The sequence below is a fragment of the Microbacterium sp. KR10-403 genome (assembly GCF_040196215.1).
GTDB lineage: Bacteria > Actinomycetota > Actinomycetes > Actinomycetales > Microbacteriaceae > Microbacterium.
This window is the reverse complement of sequence record NZ_JBEGDC010000001.1, coordinates 630228-647928: the sequence shown is the minus strand read 5'-3', so window position 1 is coordinate 647928 and position 17701 is coordinate 630228. Positions and strand designations below refer to the sequence as shown.

The window sequence follows — 17701 nt, the reverse complement described above, 5'->3', positions numbered from 1 at the left end:
GCTTCAGGGTATCGCGCACGGCTTTGCCGGGTCTGTGCATTCGCCCACGGCGTACAGCGCGGGCGCGGCGGGCCGACGAGGCACCAGCGGCCCGGCGTCGGGGCACGGACTGGGCGGCGGCGCCGGCGCCGGCCCGCGGCATCCCGCGTGGCCTCCTCGTGTTCAGCAGTCACCTTCTGCAACCGTCGGCGCATCCGACCGGTAAGAGCTGACTGCCGAACACAGGGAGCGCGGCGCGCGTCGTGTTCGGCAGTCGCTATTTGCAACCGCGCGAGCGCGGCACACGTCAGAACTGACTGTTGAACAAGACGAGTGGATGCTGCGGCCCGCGACTGCCGCGCGAACCGGCGGCTCACCGGGCGCACCCGCCGTCCCGGGCGCGGAAGCCACCTCAGCTGTAGACGTGCGGCGCGAGCACGGCGACGTCGCGCACGTTGCGGTAGCGCTCGTCGTAGTCGAGCCCGTATCCGATGACGAACTCGTTCGGGATGTCGAAGCCGATGTACCTGCAGTCGACGTGGACCTTCGCGGCGTCGGGCTTGCGCAGCAGGGCGAAGACCTCGACCGAGGCCGCTCCGCGCGACTCGAAGTTCTCGAGCAGCCAGCTCAGCGTCAGTCCGGAGTCGATGATGTCCTCGACGATGAGCACGTGCCGGTCGTGCAGGTCGGTGTCGAGGTCCTTGCGGATCTGCACGACACCGCTCGACTTCGTGCCGCTGCCGTAGGACGAGACGGCCATCCAGTCCATCGGCACGACGTACGGCAGGGCCCGGGCGAAGTCGGCCATCACCATGACGGCACCCTTCAGAACGCCCACCAGCAGCAGGTCTTTGCCTTCGTAGTCCGCAGCGACCTGGGCTGCGATCTCGCGCAGCTTCTCCTGGATCTGCTCTTCGGTGACGAGGGTGGTCGTGATCTGGTCGGAGATGTCCGTCGCACGCATACGTCGAGTGTACGCATCGCGCCTCAGCGCGCGGTGAAGACGATCCGCGTCCCGACCCGGCGCGCCGTGCATCCCGGCAGGTCGAGAGGACCCTGTCCCGCCCAGTCGGTCACGAGCCGGGCCACCTCGAGCGTCTGCGCGCGGGTCAGGCTCTGCCCGAACTCGCTGGCCACCACGTGCCGGATGATCCGGTGCCGCAGCGCCGCCGGATTCGCCGCCAGCGCCGGCACCGACACCGAGATGCCGGCCTCGGCGTGCTCCACGATGTCTTCGATCGTCTCGTCGACCATCGCCGCGAACGCCTCGGCGTCTTCGCGCGCCTGTTCCGCCGTGCGGGCCAGCGCCTCGGCGATGCCCGGCCCGAGCTCGGCCTCGAGCACCGGCAGCACGCGCTCGCGCACGCGCACGCGCATATAAGAGGAGTCGGCGTTCTGCGGGTCGTCCCACGGCTCGAGCCCCTGGGCCGCGCAGGCCGCGCGGGTGGTCTCGCGCCGCAGCGCGAGCAACGGCCGCAGCAGCGGAACACCCTGGAGAGTGGATGCCGCGGCCATCCCCTGCAGGCTGCCGGCACCCGATCCGCGGGCAAGGCCCAGCAGCACGGTCTCGGCCTGGTCGTCGAGGGTGTGCGCGACCAGCACCGCCGCGGCGTCGACCTCGCGGGCCACGCGCGCGAGCGCCGCGTAGCGCGCCGTGCGGGCCGCGGCCTCGGGCCCGCCGTCCGTGCCGACATCGACGCGTTCGATGCGGGCGTCGAAGCCGAGCTCTTCGGCCTGGCGGGCCGCGGTCTCGGCGACCTCGGCGGATCCTGCCTGCAGGCCGTGGTCGACGGTCGCGCTGATCAGCGTCATGCCGCGCTTGGGCGCCTCGAACGCGGTCGCGGCGGCCAGGGTGAGCGAATCGGCGCCGCCCGAGAGGGCGACGACGACCGCGCCGGGCCGGATCTCGGCGAGCGCCTGCCGTACGGCCGAGCGCGTCTGCGCGACGGAGGGGTCGAGGCTCGGGCGATGCTCCACCGTCTCACCGTAGCCGGGTTCGCGGAACACTGGTCCCTGAGCGGCCTCGCTGCGCTCGCACAGCGACCGGCCGCGGGGCGGACGCCACCCGACTAGGCTGGTCCGCGGAATTCCCGTCACCGAAGGAGCACAAGCATGGGCGCGTACGACGCCGTCATCGAGATCCCGCGCGGCAGCCGCGTGAAGTACGAGGTCGACCACGAGACCGGCAACGTCCACCTCGACCGCATCCTGTTCACGTCGTTCGGCTACCCCGCCGACTACGGCTTCTTCGACAAGACGCTGGGCGAAGACGGCGACCCGCTCGACGTGCTGGTCCTCCTCGACCAGACGCTGTTCCCCGGCGTGCACGTCACCGTGCGCCCGGTCGGCGTGCTGCACATGACCGATGAGGCCGGCGGCGACGACAAGGTCGTCGCGGTTTTGGCGAAGGACCCGCGCTGGGCCCACATCCAGGACGTCGACGACATCCCCGAGCACACGAAGAAGGAGATCTCGCACTTCTTCGAGCACTACAAGGACCTCGAAGAGGGCAAGTGGGTCAAGGTCGACGAGTGGGCGAGCGCGGCCGAGGCCGAGCGCCTGGTCGACGAGGCCGCCGCGCGCTTCGAGAGCCACTGACACCGAACGAAACAGGGGGTGGATGCCGCGGCATCCACCCCCTGTTTCGTTGCGGAAGAAGTCAGACCGAGATTCCGCGCGCGGCCATGAACGGAATCGGGTTCACGATGCGGCCGTTCACGTACACCTCGAAGTGCAGGTGGCAGCCGAAGGAGTTGCCGGTGTTGCCCTCGCTGGCGATCACCTGACCGGCGCTGACGTGCTGCCCGTAGTTGACGAAGATGCCGCCGTTGCGGATGTGCCCGTAGCCGGTGGCGATGCCGCCGCCGTGGTCGATACGCACGTAGTTTCCGTAGCCGCCGTTGTAGCCGGCATACACGACGGTGCCCGAGTGCGCGGCGTAGATGTTACTGCTGCAGCTGTCGGCGAGGTCGACGCCCTCGTGGAAGCTGCTCGAGCAGTAGCCGCTCGTGCACTGCACCGAGCGGTAGCCGTAGCCTGAGCTCTGCCAGCCGTGGTTGGGGCGCACCCAGCCGGAGCCGCCCCCGCCGCCGCCGCTCGAGGAGCCCCCGCCGGATGAGCTGTTGTTCCGCTTGGCCGCCGCGGCCGCTGCCGCCGCCGCCTTGCGGCGTGCCTCGGCCTCGCGCTTCTTGCGGGCGATCTCTTGCTGGCGACGGACCTCGACGCCCTTCTTGTAGTCGGCGACCGTCTTGCTCGTCTTGTCGTGGAGCGCGGCCAGCTGCGCCTCGAGGTCTTCGAGGTGGGCGTCCTGCGTCTCGACCGCCGACTGGGCGGCCTGCGCGGCATCCTGCGCCTCGACCATCTTCTGCTCGGCGATCTTCTGCAGCTTGTCACGCTCTTCGCGCTGCGCCTTGGCCTGGTCGCTGAGGCTCTGTGCCGAGTCGCGCGCCGAGACGGCCTCGGCGTACACGCTCTGGTTGGCGTCGAGCAGCTTGTCCATCGTGCCCAGGCGCGCGAGCAGGTCGTCGGCGCCCTTCGCCGAGCCGGAGAGGAAGAGCTCGAGCGACGCGTTGTCGCCGCCGGAGCGGTAGAGCTGGGCGGCGACCTGACCGGCCTTGTCTGCGGCCTCGTCGGCCTTCTTCGCCTGTTTGTCGGCCTGCGACTGCAGCTCGTCGGCGCGGCGCGCGGCGTCGAGGTAGTCCTGCTGCGCCTGGAAGTACGCGTCACCGGCGGCTTCGGCCTTCTGCTGCGCAGCCGCTGCCGCCGCCTTCAGATTGGCGATCAGGGTCTCGATCTTGCTGATCTCGGCCGACTTCGCCGATTCGTTGCCCTTGGCGCGCTGCACGTCGTCCCACGAGGGGTAGTCGGCGGCGAACGCCGCCGGAAGGCGGGGTGCTGCGACCACGCCGGCCGCGGCGACGCCGAGGATGCCGATCGCCAGCGCACTGCGCCGCGTCACGGTCTTCAGGTCAGGCCATAGCGCCCGACGTTCGCGCTCCGAAGGTGCGCACCCGCACTCTTCGGAGTCTGTCGATCGGTCGTCGATCACCCGGCTTCCCTCCCCTGTGCGCGCGTCGGGCTACGGCACAGTCGTTTCCACGGTAGCAACAGTTTTCACATTTGCAACAGCATTCACAGCTTCGGGTGTTAACGCCGACCGCGGATACACCCCATCATGCGCGCGTTCCTCCCCGTAGAGAAGGAGGCACGGCGCGGGTCGTTTGATCCCGTTGTGTGATCGCATCGGCCGGTGCGGTTCGGGATACCGCAGCCGGCCGACGCGCATGGCATGCCGCAGCACACCGGGTTCGACCACCCCCCTATTCGGTGGCTGCTTCACACCATCGGCCGTCGCGGCGTGTGGGTTAGGTGCGGATGCGGAGTCGGCGGGCGGACGCGGTTCGGGATGCCGCGGGTCGCGGGCTGGGTCACGGCTCGGGATGGCGCGGCTCAGGATGCTGCGCGCCACGCTTCGCCGCGGCGCGGGCTGCGGCATCCCTCGTCCCCTTCGGTTCGGCCGTCGCTCTCTTCCTGTTCGGCAGTCGCTTTCTGCGGGGCCCGCCTTGCTCGGGCTGCAGATGCTGACTGCCGAACCGACGCCCCCGATTTCGGCCGTCACGTTCTGCGGGTCTGCACGCCGCGCACCCGCAGAAACTGCCTGCTGAACCAGCGCACGCGCGGGCGCCATAGCCCGGACACGCCCGGGACGCGTGAACTCCCCGGTCGGATTGGCGATTCGCGCGGGAATCTCTTATGCTTGAGCGTCGGCAAGCGTGAGACCAAGCCTGCGAGGGCGAGGATTCATCCGGCCCCATCGTTTAGCGGCCTAGGACGCCGCCCTTTCACGGCGGTAGCACGGGTTCGAATCCCGTTGGGGTCACTCTTCCGATACAATTTCACAAGTATGGCCCTGTAGCGCAGCTGGTTAGCGTGCCGCCCTGTCACGGCGGAGGTCGCGGGTTCAAGTCCCGTCAGGGTCGCTCCGAGCGACGGGCCCTTTTCGAAGGGCCTTTCGTTTAGATGCGGCAGGTATGCCGCACGGCTCTGTAGCTCAGTTGGTAGAGCGCACGACTGAAAATCGTGAGGTCACGGGATCGACGCCCGTCGGAGCCACACGGACCATCATTACAATGGCCCCAGAAACCCTCGCCTAGCTTCTACATGGCGGGGGTTTTGCTTTGCCCTCTCGCCGGCGAACGATGCTACGACCGTATCGGCGTGGCGGCACTCGCCGCTACGCCGACGCTGAATCGGACGATGGATGCCGCGGCCCGTTCGGTCGTCACAGATGACGGCTTCACCGACGAAAAGCGGTAATCCGTGACGACCGAACGAGCGGGCGTGGTCTTCAGTCCTCGCAGATGACCAACTCATCCGCGAAAAACGGCAATCCGTGACGACCGAAGCATCGCGGGCGAATAGACGCGCCGCCCCTGCCCACGCCCCGCCCGCCACGACACACTCCGACACGGAGCGCCCCACCGCGCCAAGATGGGCAGATGCCCACCGGCGCAGCATCCACTCGTCTCATCGTTCTGCGCGGGCCGTCGGCGTCGGGCAAGACGACCGCCGCACTCGCCCTGCGGCCCCTGCTCGGGCCGAAGACGGCGCTGATCCACCAGGATTACTTCCGCCGCGAGCTGTTGCACGGCGACGACAAGATCGAGCGCTCAGCCGATGCGGCGGCGATCATCATCGCGACCGCCCGCCAGGCGCTCGGTCGCGGGTACGACGTCATCCTCGACGGGATCTTCACCCTGCGCGACTACGCCGACGCGCTAGAAGACCTTGCGAGCGACCATGCCGGCATCAACCGCGTCTACGCGTTCGACGTCCCGCTCGACGAGACGATCCGGCGGCACGCGGCGCGACCGCTGCGCGCCGAGTTCGGCGAAGACGAGCTGCGCGACTGGTACGACGGATGGCAGCCGCTCCCCCGCCTCGCCGAGACGCGCGTCACCGCTGATGTCACGACCGACGAGCTCGTCGCGATGATCCTGCGCGACCTCGGGGCGTGAAACATCAGGTGCAGAGCGGCTCGCCCAGGTCGATGCTCTCGCCGTCGAGGGTGATCACGCCGACCGCACACAGCCGCGTCTGCGGCGTCGGGCGCACCACGAGCGTCGTGTACGCGCTCTCGACGTTCGGCTCGGTCGCGCTCTGCCGGTCAGGGCCCTGCGCCGCCGTCTCCGGATAGATCGCGACCGTCATCGAGTTGCCCGAGAACTTCTCGTCGTAACGCGTGATGCGCGCCCAGCCTGCGTAGCACTTGTTCGACCAGATGATCTCGATCAGCGTGTTGTGCGCGCGCGACGCCGACGTCGCGACCTCGGCGTCGTTCACACACGGCGTCATCGCAGGGTCGACGCCGTTGTGCACGTTGATCTGCGCGCGCGGGTTGACCGGCGAATCGGTGAGCTCGTGCCGTGCGGCCGCGGCCCCGTCGGCGCGCGCCTGCGACACCGCCGTCGCACTGACGCCCAGACTGACACCGCCCGCGACCAGGATGCCCACCACGAACGCCGCCGCAATCAGCAGAAAGGCCGTCCGCCGGCGCATCGTGCCGACCGGCGCGACGAAAGTGGGGGTGGATGCCGCGACCGCATCTTGTCCGTTGAGAACGAGGGATGCCGCATCCGCCCCGTCCCCTGCGCCCGCAGTCCCCGCGCCGCCCGAACCCGCACCCGCAGAACCCGCGCTCCCCGAACCGACAGCACCCTCAGCACCCGCAGCAGCAGCTCCCGCGCGGGCAAGCTCATCCCGCCGCCGCACCCACGCGGGCGCGTCCGCGCCGAGCGCCCGCACGAGGCGGTCGACCGTGCGGGCCGACGGCAGCTGCCGCCCCGCGAAGGCCTCTGACAGCACGCTCTTGGAGATGCCCGCATCGTTCTGCAGCCGTGCGAGGGTCGGGCTCTCGGCATCCAACCGCAACGCACGCAGATCGGCGGCGAACCGCCCGATCGAGTCAGAGGGCGAGTCGGTGTCCACGTCACGTGCCATCGTTGCGGGGCTCCTGTCGGAAAGAACCTGCCTGAGATCATGAGAACGCGCTCATCCTCGAGCGCGGTCAATTCATACCACAGCACCACAACATCGCCCCGCGGCATCCCCACCCCGTGAGGACCGGTACGAGTTTTCCGGAGATTCCCGTCCGGATGTTTCCGGACCGCGAATGTCGCACTCTGCTGCTTCGATGTCCTGTGGGACGGTCGCACCCGGCTGGGGCGGGGCGGGCCGTTCCTGACTCCGGGGGGGGAGGGGCCCGGGCCGCGGCGATCGCCGGGCCGGGCCCCTGTCTGCGCCGGGTGCACGACCGAAGCCGTGCACCGCGGCGCATCCGGGAGGGACGACGCGTCGCACACATCGACGGCGATGCCGCGCGGGCACCGCATCGGCTGTTCGATCGAGCTTCCGCGGCACCCGCGACATCGCGTCGCCTCGGGTCGATCGGTGAAGGTGCGACAGCCCAACTCCCCAGTTGCTCTTCGTCGCAGATCCTTCGCTGCACGTCCCCAGTACGTGTGCTCCATCACTGTAGCCGAGAAAGGACTCGGCGCCCACACGCCTCATATGAGCACGGCACACGCGCGCCGATGGCCACACCGCGCAAGCCTTGTGCAACTAACCTGTATACAGTCGCAAGTCGTCGCGCATCGAGTCCCCAGCTCGGTCTGTGTGCCGTTCCCCAGACGGCCCCGCGCGTAACGTCTCGTGACGAGTGGGTGCCGCGCCCTCTGTGCGAAGCAGTCTCCGCGGCACCCACGCCTTCGCACTCGATCGGGATTCAAGCGGACGTGTTGAAGACGCCGTGAACCGGACTCCCCAGTCGAACCCGTTCCAGGCGTCTTCTGCGGCAGATCCCCAGTCACTGCCGCTGTCACTCTAGCGTGAAGCTTGTCCCCCATTTGGGGGACAAGCCAAGATGCTGGGTAAACACTCAGCGAACGCACTCTGCCGCCTTCGCAGAGTGGCCTCCGGTCGAGTGCGCCGATAGACTTCGAACTCACTTCCGCAGAGCGAGTGGGGTCGCGCCGGGAGTGGGAATGGGGAGTCCGGTGGTCCGTGGCGTGCGCGCGCGTTGGCTCGTTCTCGGCCTGGCGGCGGCCATAGTCGTCGTGCTCGCCGCCCTCGCCTGGGTCGGCGTGCGAGCCCTGATGGCCAAGAGCGAGATCGACCAGGTCACCGCCCACATCGACGAGCTGCGGCAGGCCGTCGGCGACGGCGATCTCGGCACGCTCGCCAAGGTCGCCGACGAGGTGGCCCCGCACGTGCAGCGGGCCGATGCCCTGACCGGCGACCCGATCTGGCGCGCGACCGAGGTCGTGCCCGTGCTCGGCCCGAACCTCGCCGCGGCGCGCGTCTCGTCGTCGCAGCTCGACGTGCTGGTCAACGACCTCGCGCTGCCCCTGATGAGCGAACTGCCGCACCTGGGTGACGGCAAGGGCGGAATCGACGTCGCCACGCTGCAGAAGGTCGCGAAGACGCTGCAGGGGGTGGATGCCGCGCTGCAGGCCGGCACGCGCGAGTTCGCCGCCCTCGACCTCGACGAGACGATCCCCGCGGTCGGCGACGGCGCCCGGCAGCTGCAGAAGATCAACGATCAGGCCGCGACGATCGTGCACGACACCGCACCGTTCGCGAAGATCGCTCCGGGGCTGCTCGGCGCCGACAAGAAGCGGCACATTCTCATGATCGTGCAGAACAACGCCGAGCTGCGCACCGGGGGCGGCATCAACGGTTCGCTTCTCGATCTGACAGCAGATAGCGGTCGTGTCACTCTGAACAGAGTCGCGAGCGATGTCACATTCCCGCCCACGAAGACGCCGATAGCCGACGTCCCCGAGTCGACCACGACTCTCTATGGAGACGTCGTAGGTCGCTACATCCAGAACACGACGAGCCCCGCCGACTTCACGGTGACTGCCGAGCTCGTGTCCGCTTGGTGGCACAAGTACGCCGGCACAAAGCCCGACCTCGTCGTTTCAATCGACGCATTTGTACTGCGGGCGATTATCAAGGCCACCGGCCCGATTGATGCCGGCAACATCACCCTCACCGCCGACAACGCGGTCAAGAACATCTTGGTCACCCCCTACCTCACACTGGACGCTGAACAACAGGACGCCTACTTCACGAAGATCGCCAAGGCCGTCTTCGCCAAGGCGACAGGCGCCGCTGAGAATCCTGCTGCGTTCGTCACGGCTCTGCAGACACCGCTCGCTCAGGGCCGGATCTCCGCGTGGAGCAGGGCACAAGATGAGGAGGCGGTTCTAGGAGCCGGCATGCTCGGCGGCCCAGCCGCACGACACCGGGCGGCCGGCAAGCATGCGTACGCGGTATATCTCAGTGATGCGACCGGCAGCAAGATGGACCGATTCCTCGCGACCACGATCACGACCGGCAGCGTCCTATGCCGATCCGATGGCCACCAAGACGTCACAATCACCGTCACTCTCAAGAACAACGCGCCCGCAGACGCCGCGACCCGATACTCCGGATGGGTGACGGGCGGTGGCGTCCATGGAACACCGCCCGGTCAGATCCGGACGATAGTCGTAGTTTCCGCCCCGGCAAACGGCTCAGTCGCCGCGGTAACCGCAGACGGAAAGACGATCCATGCCCCCGCCGTTGTCGAGGCGGGTTTCCCCACGACGACCGCGACGGTACTCCTCAAGCCCGGCGAGGCGAAGTCGGTGGAGTTCCGTTTCATCGCCGGTGCGACCGGAGACGTCAGGCCCGTGATCGTCCACACACCGATGATGCAGAGCCCCGAGATCGCCAGGGACTCACCGAAGTGTCAGTGACCGATCTCCGCTGCCGATAACCCCTTGGCTGTATGCCCAGCAGAGTGTAGGGTGGCAAACATATTGCGGCAGTGGGATGCTGCAACACGATCTGCGTTGGGACGCAGGTCATAACTGGGGAAATCGGGTGACCGCGGTCACTCAGGCATTACTGGGGAGCGAATGTCTATTGGGGACGCGCGCAAGCGCGTGCGCATCTGGGGGTGCGCAAAGTGACTGCCGTCGACGTGCAATCCGTTACGGCCATCGAGAAGGCGACGACACACGCGGCGTTCGGGGTGTCGTCCGTCACCTTGTTCGAATCGAAGCCACAGGGCGGGCGAGCGCGCATCACGCCGTTCCCACTGGCGACCACCTCACTTCACGAGCAGGCCGCGCAGGCGGCGGCTCCCCGCCTGCAGCCGTCGCTCGAACGCCGACGTCTGTGGGAACGTCGCCTGCGCCGCCGTTTGACGATCACCGATGCCGCGATCGTCGCCCTGGTGACCTCGTTCGCCACTCTCGCCAGCAATTGGTTCGACCCTCAGACTGCGACTCTGAGTGCGCTCGCGGGAGTCGGCGCGATGACCGCGTCTATTTGGTTTGCGGTCCTCTCGCTCTTTGGAACCCGCTCCTCAGGGGTACTCGGCTCGGGTGCAACAGAATATAAGCGGGTGGCACATGCGACCGGGCTTGCATTCGGCATCGTCGCGATGAGCTTCGTGATCTTCCAGTGGCACGGCGTACGCATGCAGTTACTGGTGGCGCTTCCCTTGGGGCTAGTGGTGGCGCTGGCCGGGCGCTGGATGTGGCGGCGCTGGTTGATCCGTCGCCGCGCACACGGAAACTATGCGGCGCGTACCCTGGTGACAGGTTCGCGTGACGACGTTGAATACGTGATTCGCCAGCTCTTGCACGACCCATGCCGCGCGTTTTCGATTGTCGGCGCCGCTCTCGCAGATGGCTCCGCCGAGTCCCTTGTTGTCGACGGACGTTCATTCCCCGTTGTAGGAACCACAGTGACAGTCGCTCGTCGGGCGCGCGATCTCGAGGCCGATTCCGTCGTCGTGGCCAGCCAGCCGGACGGCGACCCACAGTTCATCAAGCGCCTCTCGTGGGAGTTGGAGGGCACGGCATCCGAGCTGATCCTGTCCAGCCGGCTGGCCGACGTCGCCGGGCCGCGTATCTCGCTGCGTCCAGTCGATGGTGTTCCACTCATCCAGGTGAAGATTCCCGAATTCGAGGGCGCACGCCATGCACTCAAGAGAATGATGGACCTCGCAGTGGCGACCCTCGCACTTATCCCGATCGTGATCGTCGGCCTGCCGCTGGCGCTGCTGATCAAGCTTGAGGACCGGGGCCCGATCTTCTTCCGCCAGACGCGGATCGGCCGCGACGGCACAGAGTTCAAGATCCTCAAGTTCCGCACCATGGTCGTCGACGCCGAAGCACGGCTCGCCGAGCTACAGTCTGCGAACGAGGGTTCTGGGCCGCTGTTCAAGCTGAAGCGCGACCCCCGCGTCACGCGTATCGGCGCGGTGCTCCGCAAGTTCTCGCTCGACGAGCTGCCGCAATTCTGGAACGTCCTCACCGGCGACATGAGCGTGGTGGGACCGCGACCGCCTCTGCCGACCGAAGTAGAGGAGTACGACCGCGACGTCTCGCGCCGACTGTTCATCAAGCCCGGGATCACTGGTCTTTGGCAGGTCAGCGGACGGAGTGATCTGTCCTGGGAAGAGAGCATTCGTCTTGACTTGCGGTATGTGGAGAACTGGTCCGTGATGACCGACCTGATGATAATGTGGCGCACCGCGAGAGCCATGGTGGCGCCGAATGGGGCATACTAAGGCGCGATGACGCCCGTACCAGTACCCTCTCGGGAGGAGAACCCCGCTGCGCAGACCCGCATACCTCTGCGGATTGCGATGATCGGCACCCGCGGCGTGCCTGCCGCATATGGTGGATTCGAGACCGCTATTGAAGAAGTCGGGCGACGTCTGGTGGCGCGTGGTCACAGGCTCGTGGTCTATACCCGGGGCGCCGAAGTGAAGGCGCCTTTTTACTTGGGAATGCGAACGGTCCACCTCCCGGCCCTCCCGATCAAGCAGCTCGAGACGCTGACCCACACGGCACTGTCAACGGCACATGCGGTCGTCAAGGCACGGCCTGACGTCGCGTTCGTCTTCAACGCCGCGAACGCTCCATTCCTTCCGTTGCTGCGCGCTCGTGGCATTCCCGTTGCGCTGCACATGGACGGGCTGGAGTGGAAGCGCTCAAAGTGGGGCCCGCGCGGCCGCGCGTACTATCGCTGGGCCGAGCAGTTCGGTGTCCGTGCAGCGGACGCCCTCATCGCTGACGCACCCGGGATCGCTGAGTACTACCAGCACCAGTTCGGCATGCCCACCTCGCTCATTCGCTACGGCGCCCCGGTGCTTCGCGATGCCGACGCTACCGGCATCCGTGAGTACGGGTTCGAGCCCTGGGGGTATCACCTCGTCGTGGCCCGGTTCGAGCCGGAGAACCACGTGCTGGAGATCGTCGAGGGATATACGGGCGGCGATGCGAAGCTGCCTCTCGTCGTAATCGGTTCAGCTCCGTACAGCGCCGACTATACGAAGCGCATCACACGTCTAGCGGCGGCTGACCCGCGCATTCACCTCCTCGGCGGGGTGTACGACCAAGACCTCCTCGATGCCTTCTACGCCCACGCTCTCACTTATGTCCACGGTCACTCGGTCGGGGGCACGAATCCCTCGCTGCTTCGCGCCATGGGTGCTGGCACGGCCGTGATCGCCTACGACGTGCACTTTAACCGTGAGGTGCTAGCGGGACACGGTTGGTTCTTTAAGAAGTCTGCGGACCTTCCAGCTGCGTTCCACTCGGCCGAAGCAGATTCAGCCAACATCGCCAGCGTCGGAAGGGCGTTGCGCGAACGTGCGGTTGCTGCATTCCGCTGGGACGACGTGGCCGCCGACTACGAGCGCTTGGCTTTGTCGTTGCGCCAGGGAGCATCGACCCACCAATATGGACGAAAGGCACGACGAACTGATGCGGAGTTCAAGGGCACTCCTCACCACGTTTCAGACTCTTGATCAGCTTCGTTGTCTGATGAAAGTTGCGATCCGCTGCTGCAACATCTGAGTGTCATCCCGCACCCGTTCGAGTACGGCGCTGTGCCGATAAGGTCGAGAATGGTGAACGTCAGGAGTATCCATCGGGTTCACCCTCTCACCCCACAGGAATCGCGGCGACCGAGGCGGCACGACGGAGCCTCTACGGGAATTCAGGATCGCGGCGTAACCTGCCAGCAGAGAGGCAACGTCAATCTTCTGCGAAGACTCAACGCGAGAATTAGCCTCGCCAAGAGCTAGCGCTTCTCTCAAGGTAAAGGTGTACGGCCGCGATGACGGCAGCACACGGGCAAGATTGGAACGCTCTTCCCTCGATGCAGTGACCACGAGATCAGCGGCCTTCAGATCTGCTGCAGTCACGGCGGCAGACAGATGGCGGTCGGCAAGATGAGACACTCGCGGCACCGTGATCAGGGACCGCCCCCGCGAACACATTGAACTCTGTCGTGTGACGTTCGTCCCGCGGCTATCAATCGACCAACGATCGACATCATCGAGGCAGCTTGAGAACGTGAACTCCATCAGCGGCGAACGGCATACATTGGCGGTGCAGACAAATAGCAGACGATAGCTCACACGCGATCCCTCGGAATCCTTCCCTAAAGAGAGGTTAGTCCAGCCCGGGCGCTGGCGGCTTTTCTGGCACACTTGAGACAGGGCCCGCCCATCAGCGCAACAGGCGGATCGCCGAAAGGAGCGTCGTTCGTGGTCACATCTCGCACCGTGGTCGTCGCCCACCCCGGGATGGAATTGTACGGTTCAGACCGCGTACTGCTGGACAGCGTCATCGCGTTCCTGGACGATGGCCGACGCGTCATCGTATCAGCACCAGCAGAGGGTCCTCTGGCCGAGCGATTACGCGCCGCTGGAGCAGAAGTCACAATCGCTCCCCAGTTCGTGCTACGCAAGCGTCTCATCAAGCCGCGAGCTTGGCCGGAGTTCTTTCTCACGGCATGGAAAGGCTTCCGAGCTAGCTGGCGGCTACTCCGTCAGGAGAACCCCGCCGTCGTCTACGTCAGTACAATCACCCTTCCGCTGTGGCCCGTTCTCGCCCGATTGCGGGGCGCTCGCGTTGTGCTCCACGTGCATGAAGGTGAAGCATCTGCGTCCAGGATTATCAAAAAGGCTCTGTACACGCCCGCATTATTCGCCCACCAAGTGATCGTCAACAGCGCGTTCAGCCGAGAAGTTATGGCTTCGACGTACAAGCGACTGACTTCGCGCTCTGTCGTCCTTCTTAATGCGGTGTCGGGGCCCACCGTTGTCACGCCACTTCGCGAGCAACTCATACCTGGACCTAGACTCCTTTACGTGGGCCGGCTATCCCCTCGCAAGGGCCCTGATCTCGTCATCGATGCATTGCGGATCCTCGACTCCCGGGGGGTTGCCGCATCTCTCGCAATCGTGGGTTCGACGTTCGAAGGGTATGAATGGTTCGAGGAAAGTCTCCATGAGGCCATCGCTCGGGCCGGCCTAGAGCGTCGTGTCAAAATGTACGGCTTCCGCGCCGACGTGTGGAGCTTCGTTGAGAGTTGCGACATCTTTGTCGTTCCATCCAGATATGACGAGCCATTCGGCAATACTGCCATCGAGGGAGCGCTCGGCGAGCGTCCTGTGATCGTGAGTGACACTTCTGGACTTAGGGAAGCGACTGCGGGAGTCGGAACCGTATATCGCGTGGCGCCGAATTCAGCTGCCGCCCTCGCCGACGCGGTGGAAGCCATCTCAGCCCGGTGGCATGAGATGCGCGAAGGTGTATCAGCAACTCGCAACACGATGGCGCAACGCCACTCCACCAGCCGCTATCAGGAAACTCTCACACGGCTGGTGTTTAACGATAGCCACTGGCACATGCAATGACGCCAGGTGTCATGCGAGATCCCACGACATTAATGGACTCAGCCGCGGCGACGATCTCCAGCGTATCCGCGACGATGCTTGCGCATCGCTTCGCGGCTCTCACGCTCTCCGTCGCGATTCGGCGCGTAGTAGTAGTTGGAGTAGCTGCGGCGCGGGCGTCGGATCTTGTTGAGGAGCACCCCAGCGACTTGAGCCCGCACCGCGGCAAGGGCCGACAGCGAGCGAGCCAATTGGGCCTCTTGGACCCGATATGCTTCCGCAACGATGACTGTCGTGTCCATCAATGGCGTGATGATGGTCGCGTCTGACACAGACATGAGGGGCGCAGTGTCGACGATCATGATGTCGTATTCGCTCCGCAGTTCCGTCAGTAGCTCCCGCATCTTTCTTGAAGCCAGTAGCTCAGCGGGATTCGGTGGAATCTCTCCCGCAGGCAAGACAAACACCCGTGAGTCGCCCCATTGCAATCGAGCCTCCTCGAAGTTTGCAGCGCCCACGAGCATCGTTGTAAGGCCCACAGCGTTCTCGAGCCCAAGAGAACTGGCCACCATGGGCCGTCTGAGGTCGGCATCGACCAGGAGAACGCTCGCACCCGCTTCCGCGTAGGTTAGTGCAAGATTCACGGCTGTCGTCGTCTTACCTTCACCCGGAATTGAGGAAGTCACAGCAATAGCGTTGATATCGTGTCCTACAGCGGCGAACACGAGACTTGATCTCACGCTGCGATACGCCTCCGCATTCGGACCGTTAGTCTCGGCGACCATCGTCGGCACGCCGCCACGGCTCTTTGATGTTGGAACAGACCCGAGGACGGGTAGGTCCGTAACCCGCCGGAGGACTTCTTCATTTCGGACCCGGGTGTCGAGCAGCGCCCATGCTGTTATTGCTAGTCCCGCAATGAGCAAGCCCGCGAAGGCTCCAAGAAGAGCATCTCGTTGCTTGTTCGGAGAGGATTGGTATATGGCGGGCTCCGCAGGCTGTATTACGCGCGCCACGACGGTTGCGTTCCCAGCGTCGTCCTTTGGCGCGACTACGTCGACCGCCTTGGAAAGACTTTTCGAGATACTATTAGCCATATCCGCGGCAAACTGACGATCGCTGGACGCCGCGGTCACATCGAGCGTCACGGTGTCCTGCGGTATGGCTACCGACGTCATGCTGCGGATCTGAGAATTCGTCAAGTTCACATCGAGTTGTTCTCGCACTTCGTCGAGCACCATCGATGACATCGCTAACTGGGCGAACGACAGCATTTGGTTCTGGGTATAGGCGGAGCCCTGGTTAATGTCGGAGCCACTCGTGGCCGATCGCATGGAGAAGTAGGAGGAGGCGGTCGACTCGAAGATTGGCGTCTGAAGACTTGAGTATCCGAACGACAGTACGGCGCCGACGAATGCGGTCGCCAAGAGAATCCACCACCCGCGGATGAGACGCCCAATGATTCGAGAAGGAGCGACCTGCGGCTTCACATCCATGGACTTAACCAACCCCCAAGAGCTTCCAGCGCCGCCATTCGACTGACCGTCCACTCAGAATAGCGAAGAACCTTCCAACGACCGGTGGGCGATCGACGCCGTGTCCGCCCCAGCTGTCGCAGGACGACGCCGCTCGAGAGCATAAGTCGCTACTGCGAGACCTGCAACAAACCACACAAACGCGGCGTACTGCGTGATGAGCGCGACCGTTGCGAACGCGGGAATCTGTGCTAGGAGTGCAACGTTTGCGGCCGAGGGAGCTCGGCAGACTCCCACTACCAATGAAATGATCAAGACGATCGTGACAGCGAGCGGTACGAGTCCAAACTGGAGACCTAAGAGGATCAGCGCGCTGTCAATGGACCGGAACTGCCCCCAATACTCGACACCGGTCGCCAACACCTGGTGGTCGGGTGATATACCGACGAACACCATGGAGTTCAACAAGGAGACGAGATCTACACGGTAGTCGGCGCTTCCCTCCGCTTCGGCGCCCGCCTCACCGAAGATCCGGAGCAACACCGGAAAGATTCCTGCGAGGGCAACCACGAGAACACCGACAACGATCCATCGCAGAGCCGAGCCAGCCTGCTTGCGAAGCAGAAAGACTGCCAGCACGAGTGTGAGTGCGTATCCAAGAATTCCCAACCTGCTGAACGTCAAGACGGTCGCCGACCCGATCACCACAAGCACGACGGCGCGCAACCAAGTTGGCCACTTTGTGATGACCACAAAGCTGGTCGATATCGCAAGCGCACCGCCAAGCGCAATCGAGTTACCAAAACCGGCCTCCACACGCATGAGCCCTGCGCGCTCTCTTAGCCCGCCCCATACTGACGACTGCGCCCCGGGTATCGACAAGAACAAGTTAACCCCAGTCACGAATTCTCCGATTGCCAAGACCGCCACGATCAACGCTGCCGCGCTTATGCATGCCGCGATCCACGATTCCGGAACCCGTTGGAGTATCACTCGCCCCCAGATATAGGGAATAATCCACATGAACAAGATCTGTCGAAGATGACCACTCTCTGAGTGGCCCAGCACGCGCGCGAGCAGCAAGGTAGCAACGAAGACCACGATTACGGTATCGATGCTCGTCCACCGAGCGTCTCTCCACCCTCCCGCGACGACGGCAAGCGCCGTCACCGCAGTTATGGCCGAGACAGTCACGCCGAACGCATTCACCTGAACCCAGATCGGCACGAAGAACATGGCAATCGTCCAGACCAACACTCCGGCTCTTGGCCTGGCACGGAGCACCAGAACCAGCGCCACCGCAAGCGACATCGCCGCAGCAACGATGGCTACTGTCTGCACAGGGTTCGAGCCCACGCCGATCCTCTCGTTGGCACCTCGATCCTAATCGGAACGACCCGCAGCAAGAGCCTCGCGCGGCCACCTCGCCAACGGCGTTTCTCGACAAACACGCCATTGGAGTAGACTTCCCCGGAGGGAGATGGGGCTCCCGGAT

Annotated in this window: 13 protein-coding genes and 3 tRNA genes; 9 read left to right on the top strand and 7 right to left on the bottom strand. The window is 65.2% G+C overall.

All coding sequences use genetic code 11. The features are described from left to right. Positions 1-391 precede the first annotated feature (391 nt). Both hpt and tilS read right to left on the bottom strand, forming a co-directional pair. Positions 392-943: a hypoxanthine phosphoribosyltransferase gene (gene hpt / locus ABMQ42_RS03125; RefSeq protein ID WP_349721326.1), complete on the bottom strand. Its 552-nt coding sequence runs from the start codon at positions 941-943 to the stop codon at positions 392-394. Positions 944-966: 23 nt separating this feature from the next. Beyond that, positions 967-1956 (bottom strand): tRNA lysidine(34) synthetase TilS, encoded by a 990-nt coding sequence (gene tilS, locus ABMQ42_RS03120; RefSeq protein ID WP_349721324.1) that lies wholly within the window; start codon positions 1954-1956, stop codon positions 967-969. 135 nt (positions 1957-2091) lie between these two features. Between tilS and ABMQ42_RS03115 the strand changes: the two genes are divergently transcribed. Then, a complete protein-coding gene (locus ABMQ42_RS03115) occupies positions 2092-2577 on the top strand; it encodes an inorganic diphosphatase (RefSeq protein ID WP_349721322.1) in 486 nt (161 codons plus the stop codon). Positions 2578-2638: 61 nt separating this feature from the next. Here the strand turns inward: ABMQ42_RS03115 and ABMQ42_RS03110 are convergent, their stop codons facing one another. Beyond that, entirely contained in the window at positions 2639-3937 is a 1299-nt protein-coding gene (locus ABMQ42_RS03110) for a peptidoglycan DD-metalloendopeptidase family protein (RefSeq protein WP_502884587.1), read from the bottom strand. Positions 3938-4785: 848 nt separating this feature from the next. Between ABMQ42_RS03110 and ABMQ42_RS03105 the strand changes: the two genes are divergently transcribed. The 4 genes from ABMQ42_RS03105 to ABMQ42_RS03090 all read left to right on the top strand — a co-directional run bounded on the left by ABMQ42_RS03105 (position 4786) and on the right by ABMQ42_RS03090 (position 5996). Further along, positions 4786-4858: transfer RNA gene (locus tag ABMQ42_RS03105), tRNA-Glu, on the top strand. 26 nt (positions 4859-4884) lie between these two features. Then, positions 4885-4958, top strand: a tRNA-Asp gene (locus ABMQ42_RS03100). A gap of 60 nt (positions 4959-5018) precedes the next feature. After that, positions 5019-5091, top strand: a tRNA-Phe gene (locus tag ABMQ42_RS03095). A 386-nt stretch (positions 5092-5477) separates the two neighbouring features. Beyond that, positions 5478-5996, top strand: coding sequence for an AAA family ATPase (locus tag ABMQ42_RS03090; RefSeq protein ID WP_349721318.1), 519 nt, complete (start codon positions 5478-5480; stop codon positions 5994-5996). Positions 5997-6000: 4 nt separating this feature from the next. Here the strand turns inward: ABMQ42_RS03090 and ABMQ42_RS03085 are convergent, their stop codons facing one another. After that, positions 6001-6978, bottom strand: a complete 978-nt coding sequence (locus ABMQ42_RS03085) for a DUF2690 domain-containing protein (protein WP_349721316.1) — start codon at positions 6976-6978, stop codon at positions 6001-6003. 1043 nt (positions 6979-8021) lie between these two features. Here ABMQ42_RS03085 and ABMQ42_RS03080 point away from each other — a divergent pair. The 3 genes from ABMQ42_RS03080 (at position 8022) to ABMQ42_RS03070 (ending at position 12853) form a co-directional block, all read left to right on the top strand. Continuing rightward, the gene (locus ABMQ42_RS03080) at positions 8022-9782 is read left to right on the top strand and encodes a DUF4012 domain-containing protein (protein ID WP_349721314.1); all 1761 of its coding nucleotides are present in this window, start codon (positions 8022-8024) and stop codon (positions 9780-9782) included. Between the two features lie 212 nt (positions 9783-9994). Beyond that, a complete protein-coding gene (locus tag ABMQ42_RS03075) occupies positions 9995-11608 on the top strand; it encodes a sugar transferase (protein WP_349721312.1) in 1614 nt (537 codons plus the stop codon). Positions 11609-11686: 78 nt separating this feature from the next. Beyond that, a complete protein-coding gene (locus ABMQ42_RS03070; protein WP_502884584.1) occupies positions 11687-12853 on the top strand; it encodes a DUF1972 domain-containing protein in 1167 nt (388 codons plus the stop codon). On the opposite strand, the gene ABMQ42_RS03065 is transcribed toward ABMQ42_RS03070, so the two are convergent. Further along, on the bottom strand, positions 12854-13468 hold the full coding sequence (locus ABMQ42_RS03065; protein ID WP_349721308.1) for an arsenate reductase/protein-tyrosine-phosphatase family protein: 615 nt from the start codon (positions 13466-13468) through the stop codon (positions 12854-12856). Positions 13469-13597: 129 nt separating this feature from the next. On the opposite strand from ABMQ42_RS03065, the gene ABMQ42_RS03060 reads away from it, so the two are divergent. Beyond that, the gene (locus ABMQ42_RS03060) at positions 13598-14752 is read left to right on the top strand and encodes a glycosyltransferase (protein WP_349721306.1); all 1155 of its coding nucleotides are present in this window, start codon (positions 13598-13600) and stop codon (positions 14750-14752) included. Positions 14753-14790: 38 nt separating this feature from the next. Here the strand turns inward: ABMQ42_RS03060 and ABMQ42_RS03055 are convergent, their stop codons facing one another. Both ABMQ42_RS03055 and ABMQ42_RS03050 read right to left on the bottom strand, forming a co-directional pair. After that, positions 14791-16227, bottom strand: a complete 1437-nt coding sequence (locus ABMQ42_RS03055; protein ID WP_349721304.1) for a tyrosine-protein kinase domain-containing protein — start codon at positions 16225-16227, stop codon at positions 14791-14793. Between the two features lie 54 nt (positions 16228-16281). Further along, on the bottom strand, positions 16282-17562 hold the full coding sequence (locus ABMQ42_RS03050; protein WP_349721302.1) for a hypothetical protein: 1281 nt from the start codon (positions 17560-17562) through the stop codon (positions 16282-16284). Positions 17563-17701: the final 139 nt, after the last annotated feature.